The organism is Aggregatibacter sp. oral taxon 458 str. W10330, assembly GCF_000466335.1.
Lineage (GTDB): Bacteria > Pseudomonadota > Gammaproteobacteria > Enterobacterales > Pasteurellaceae > Aggregatibacter.
The window spans coordinates 120,109-124,660 of record NZ_KE952605.1 but is presented as its reverse complement, the minus strand read 5'-3'; the positions used below and the strand labels follow the sequence as shown (position 1 = coordinate 124,660).

The following is a 4,552-nucleotide window of genomic DNA, read 5'->3' as shown; positions in this document are numbered from 1 at the left end:
TCGAAAGACCCTGCCCTGTTCTAAAGGGATTGAGGCGTACGGATAGCTTCCACAATGGGCTTTAACATTGGGTCGAAAGACATCGCCCTGCTCGAAAGGGAGAGACTAAAAAATAGCCCTGGCGGATACGCCAGGGCTATTTTTTTATTTGACATAAGAATAAACAAGGTTATACACTAGAATTGTATCATTAAATGATACTTATGAGGAAATTAACATTATGAGATGAGGAGATGCTGAATCTTGGCTTATCTTTTGGTGCAGTAAGAGATAAGAGTTTTGTCAGCTATATGAACTATGAATATGAGACTACAAGTGAAACAATGGGGCAATAGTAAAGCAATCCGTTTACCAAAAGATTTTACTAATGTTATGAATTTAAATATAGGAGATTTTTTAGAATTAGAAAAAATTAACAACAATACAATTAAAGTGGTGATTATTCCTAATAATCCAAATAAAAAAAGACGATTAACCTTAAATGAACGTCTTGCAATGACTTCATTTAAACAATTACCCACCGTTGAAGAGTGGGATTCACTCACGCCAACAGGAAATGAAATTTAATGGCAGGATCTACATTTAAAAGAGGGGACATTATTACCGTTTGCTTGAATCCAGTTGTAGGGAATGAACTACAAGGGGAAAGACGTCCTGCTTTAGTATTAAGCAATAGCGAATTTCACAAACTAGGATTTATGATGATTGCCCCTATCACACAAGGAAATGCAGCTCTTGCTAGAGATAACGGCTTTGCAGTAACATTAAATGGAACTGGCTGTCAAACTCAAGGTGTTATTGTTGCATACCAAACTCGAATGATTGATTTTAGAAATAGAAATGCAAAAAAAGTTGAATCTGTGCCTGACTATATTTTATCTGAAGTACAAGATATCGTTGAATCAATTTTGAAAGACTAGAAGAAGCAAAAAATTGCCCTAGCAAATATGCCAGGGCAATTTTTTTGATTAAATTTCTTCTGCTGTAACAGATACACCAAAGATAGGATAGGTCTTGCCATTTTCCGTAGCGATTAAGGTATGCCTTTTGCTTACATATCCTTATGTAGAGCAACATTATCAAGCATTTTCGATAATTCAGGTTTTTGCTTAATTGCTTCTGTCGAAAGACCCCGCCCTGCTCCAAAGGGATTGAAACCCATCGCTATCTGTGCCGGTACCAATTACATACTTAGTCGAAAGACCCCGCCCTGTTCTAAAGGGACTAAAACGCGCCTAAAATCAACCGCACTTTTAGCGGTTTTTTACAAATATGTATTTCCCAAATACATATTTTATTTATCTATTCTTATCGCTCAATTTAAAATAAATAATCCCATCTAAATAAAATCACTGATTAATTCTTTTGATATACAAATTTGCATTTTATTTTTTACATTATTTTTTCATTTATGATGTATTCATAAAGAATAAGTAAGGAGGAAATATGTTGAACTTAAGAATGCATCATAAAGCAACACAAGCAACATTTAATCCTTCCTATACTGAAAGTGAAATGAACGCTATTGCTGCAGGTTTTGTTGAAGTAAGAGATGAACGTGCTTATAACGGCCGCTATTTTATGAAAAATGGTAAGAAATGGATTCATAACTTAGAAGCTTTACGCAAGAAATTAAATGCTGAGTATGCACGTTATATTGATGATGAGGAACTGTCTTCACCTGCGCCTGAAGGGTTTGGTTACGACATTGAAACCTATTATTTATATAACTCAATATCATCAACTCACAATGAGTTTTCAACTCGTTTTCGTACAATGCTGGAGAAAGTTTGTATTAAGCATTAGCTTGAATACAAATTTGTATCTCAATATTTAACACTCAAGATAATTTATTATTTAATCAATTATTGAAACACGAAAGGTGGAAATAAAAATGTTCTATATCACGAAACATAATTATTATAAAAATATTATCTGTAAGTTAGATATTGATGTTCCTATGATTGAAAAAACAGGGTTTTTCTCAAGTTACAAACTCGATCTATTCGATCTTGATCTTAGCTATTTTGCAAAAAATGAGCGTGAGATGCTTATTATCAGCGATCATTTATTTCGCAATATTTCTAATATTAATAAGAATGTGATTTTTAAACAAATCAAACGCAAAGAAAATAACTGGGTGTATAAACTTAGTATGCCTGCATATCATGCGGATCGTCATTGCCCGAATTTAACAAAAGAATTCAATAACATCAGAATTCCATATTCTCTTGAGCCTTCTCTATGCAAGGAATATCGCCAATTTTTTATTGATAATAAGGATCGTTATGGTAATAAAGCCGGTCTTATTGAACCGAAAGCTTTCGCACGTAAGTTAAAAGAGAAATTTAACTTAAGCGAAGAGCTTGATGTATTGCTAGAAAATCATATTTTACCGGAAATCCGTGAAAATAGCGGTGTGGAGTGTATAAACATCACCGTTGAACAGTTTGTTGATGAAATCAATGAACTCATTGATATTTTTAATAATTTCATTGAAAAAGAACAGATTTCAGATTCATTTTCCCGTCGCTCATGGTTGAGTACTAAAGAAGATTCTGAACTTTCTAAAGAGGAACGTGAATCTATGCAGAAAGTATATGAACAAAAAAGAAGAATCTGTGCCCGTATTCTCGCATTTCATTTTCAGCATTTTGAAAAAGAAGGGTTTAATATTTCGGAAAACCTATTAGAAATGCTTGGATTCCAGGCTTGCCCAAATTGCTGTAAGCATATTATTCCATTCTAAAATCGGAGAAGGGTTATGGATACTCGTCGGAGTCGCTACCTGATCGCCTACGATATTGCTGATTCTCATCGGCTTTATCAAATGCATAAACACGTCGAGGCCTATGCCATTGGAGGACAAAAATCTTTCTATGAATGTTGGCTAACAGAACATGAAATGATTGCATTCCAACAAGACGTAAATGCATTAATTGACGCCTCTGACGATCGCGTATTTATTTTTAGAATTCCAAATAGCATCGAGCCTTTGTTATTCGGCAAAGCCACATTGCAATCAAATTCCCCATTTTTACTTGTTTAGGAGGCATTATGTCGAGCTTATATATTGATAGAAAAGGCACTGAAATCAAATTAAGTGGCGAAGCCCTTGTGTGTTATGAAAATGGTGAACGCATCGGCACCATTCCCCTTGCGCCAATAGAACGCATTTATTTAAAAAGCGATGTCACCGTACAAGCCTCATTGTTGGCAAAATTGGGAGAAAAGGGCATTGGCATTATTTTTCTTTCCGGCAGAAAAAATACCCCCACACTCTTTTTGGCTCAACCACACAATGATGCCATCCGCCGTTTAAACCAATATGAACTGGCAAAAAATGAACCTTTCTGTTTAGCGTTTGCGAAAAAACTCATGCAACTCAAATTAGTCACACAAAAAAATTGGCTTTGGCAGGCAAGTCATGCCCGTGCGGATAAAAAAAGCCAATTGGCAGAAAAAGCCGGCGAATTGGATCAACTCATCGGCAAAATCAACGAGCAAACCACCCTCGCCTCATTGCGTGGCATTGAAGGCAGAGCCGCCTCCGTTTATTTCACCGCATTAAGTCTTTATCTTCCTCCGGCATTACGCTTTCAAGGCAGAAACCGCCGTCCACCACGGGATCCGTTCAATGCCGTCTTATCCCTCACCTACACACTCATCCATTCAGAAGCCGTACTCGCAGCCTATGGCGCAGGGCTTGATCCATATATCGGCTTTTATCACGCCCTCGATTTTGGTCGAGAATCCCTTGCCTGTGATCTCATTGAACCGTTACGCCCTTTAATTGATAACTGGTGTTTAGGCTTATTTCGCCAAAACATTTTACGCGAAGAGTCTTTTTCTACCACACAAGAAGGCTGCTTTTTAGGGAAAGCAGGGCGTGTACAATTTTATAAAAGCTATGAAAGTGCGGTCGGAAATTGGCGAAAAATGCTCACAGAGAACAGTTTAGACATTGTTAATCTGATTAAACAAGCTGATTTTATCAGCTCACCACAACGCCGTGAAAGTGAATGGCAAACCTTTTCCGACCTCAATGAAAAACAATGGCAAGGCTTGCTAGGACGCTATTATTTTAATCAACAAACTATGCTGCAAGATGTGATTTTCCAATTTTAGGAGAAAAATATGCAATACCTTATTGGTTACGACATTGCCGACCCCAAACGTCTCCAGCGTATTCATCGCCGCATGACCAAATATGCCACCCCGATTCAATACAGTATTTTCTTATTTGAAGGTTCAGAAAAATTGTTAACACAGTGCTTAACGGAGGTTATGCAGATTTTCCATAAAAAAGAAGATGATCTCCGAATTTATCCCTTACCCCATAACTGCTCTCAATGGCGCTTAGGAAAAGCGAGCCTGCCCCAAGGCATTATTTGGACAGCATTACCCATCAGTTTAACGTTATAACAGAGGTGAAAATGTGAAGAAACTGAGGTAAAATTGCGTGCAAAAGTCATATAAAAAACGTCGTTTTTTATCACCGCACTTGTAACAAAGATAAAAAAAGAAAATGGATAAAATCGTTCAATATTTA

7 protein-coding genes are annotated in these 4,552 nt (G+C 36.7%); all 7 read left to right on the top strand.

The annotated features are described in order from the left end of the window. The first annotated feature begins 297 nt into the window (after positions 1-297). The 7 genes from HMPREF9065_RS04560 (at position 298) to cas2 (HMPREF9065_RS04590) (ending at position 4,425) form a co-directional block, all read left to right on the top strand. On the top strand, positions 298-567 hold the full coding sequence (locus tag HMPREF9065_RS04560; RefSeq protein WP_021616133.1) for an AbrB/MazE/SpoVT family DNA-binding domain-containing protein: 270 nt from the start codon (positions 298-300) through the stop codon (positions 565-567). Continuing rightward, entirely contained in the window at positions 567-920 is a 354-nt protein-coding gene (locus tag HMPREF9065_RS04565; RefSeq protein ID WP_021616132.1) for a type II toxin-antitoxin system PemK/MazF family toxin, read from the top strand. Before HMPREF9065_RS04560 ends, HMPREF9065_RS04565 begins: the two co-directional genes overlap by 1 nt. A gap of 526 nt (positions 921-1,446) precedes the next feature. Beyond that, positions 1,447-1,806: a hypothetical protein gene (locus HMPREF9065_RS04570; protein WP_033002535.1), complete on the top strand. Its 360-nt coding sequence runs from the start codon at positions 1,447-1,449 to the stop codon at positions 1,804-1,806. 88 nt (positions 1,807-1,894) lie between these two features. Continuing rightward, positions 1,895-2,749, top strand: coding sequence for a hypothetical protein (locus HMPREF9065_RS04575; RefSeq protein WP_021616130.1), 855 nt, complete (start codon positions 1,895-1,897; stop codon positions 2,747-2,749). A 15-nt stretch (positions 2,750-2,764) separates the two neighbouring features. Further along, on the top strand, positions 2,765-3,049 hold the full coding sequence (gene cas2, locus HMPREF9065_RS04580) for a CRISPR-associated endonuclease Cas2 (RefSeq protein ID WP_021616129.1): 285 nt from the start codon (positions 2,765-2,767) through the stop codon (positions 3,047-3,049). 8 nt (positions 3,050-3,057) lie between these two features. Then, positions 3,058-4,128, top strand: coding sequence for a CRISPR-associated endonuclease Cas1 (cas1, locus tag HMPREF9065_RS04585; RefSeq protein ID WP_021616128.1), 1,071 nt, complete (start codon positions 3,058-3,060; stop codon positions 4,126-4,128). Positions 4,129-4,137: 9 nt separating this feature from the next. After that, positions 4,138-4,425, top strand: a complete 288-nt coding sequence (cas2, locus tag HMPREF9065_RS04590) for a CRISPR-associated endonuclease Cas2 (protein WP_021616127.1) — start codon at positions 4,138-4,140, stop codon at positions 4,423-4,425. Positions 4,426-4,552: the final 127 nt, after the last annotated feature.

Coding starts and splice junctions, on each gene's coding strand:
- HMPREF9065_RS04570 (WP_033002535.1), top strand. CDS start 1,447: ATGTTGAACTTAAGAATGCATCATAAAGCAACACAAGCAACATTTAAT.
- HMPREF9065_RS04575 (WP_021616130.1), top strand. CDS start 1,895: ATGTTCTATATCACGAAACATAATTATTATAAAAATATTATCTGTAAG.
- HMPREF9065_RS04560 (WP_021616133.1), top strand. CDS start 298: ATGAATATGAGACTACAAGTGAAACAATGGGGCAATAGTAAAGCAATC.
- HMPREF9065_RS04565 (WP_021616132.1), top strand. CDS start 567: ATGGCAGGATCTACATTTAAAAGAGGGGACATTATTACCGTTTGCTTG.
- cas2 (WP_021616129.1), top strand. CDS start 2,765: ATGGATACTCGTCGGAGTCGCTACCTGATCGCCTACGATATTGCTGAT.
- cas1 (WP_021616128.1), top strand. CDS start 3,058: ATGTCGAGCTTATATATTGATAGAAAAGGCACTGAAATCAAATTAAGT.
- cas2 (WP_021616127.1), top strand. CDS start 4,138: ATGCAATACCTTATTGGTTACGACATTGCCGACCCCAAACGTCTCCAG.